Here is a 370-nt window from a genome sequence, read left to right on the forward strand (position 1 = left end):
GCCGCCGGTCCACCCCATCGGCACGACCTTCCGCAAGGGCCCCAACAACACGCTCACGGCCGGTCCGGACGACGTCGGCGTGCCCTGGGCGATCGGCTCTCCCGAGGGCGGCCACGACGCCATCCACCCCGGCCTGGGCACCATCGAGGACTTCGACTTCTTCGTCGCCGAGGCGGACCGGCTCGGCCTGGAAGTCGCGCTGGACTTCGCGTTGCAGTGCTCGCCGGACCACCCCTGGGTCCACAAGCACCCCGAGTGGTTCCGGCACCGCCCGGACGGGACGATCGCGTACGCCGAGAACCCGCCGAAGAAGTACCAGGACATCTACCCCGTCGCGTTCGACGCCGACATGGACGGGCTGGTCACGGAG

Annotated in this window: 1 pseudogene; it reads left to right on the forward strand. The window is 70.5% G+C overall.

Features of this window, described 5'->3' with window-relative positions:
* Window positions 1–370, forward strand: a pseudogene (locus IG05_RS0141260) (alpha-1,4-glucan--maltose-1-phosphate maltosyltransferase); the annotation flags it as partial.

It is taken from the genome of Streptomyces sp. NRRL S-1022 (assembly GCF_000720135.1).
Lineage (GTDB): Bacteria > Actinomycetota > Actinomycetes > Streptomycetales > Streptomycetaceae > Streptomyces.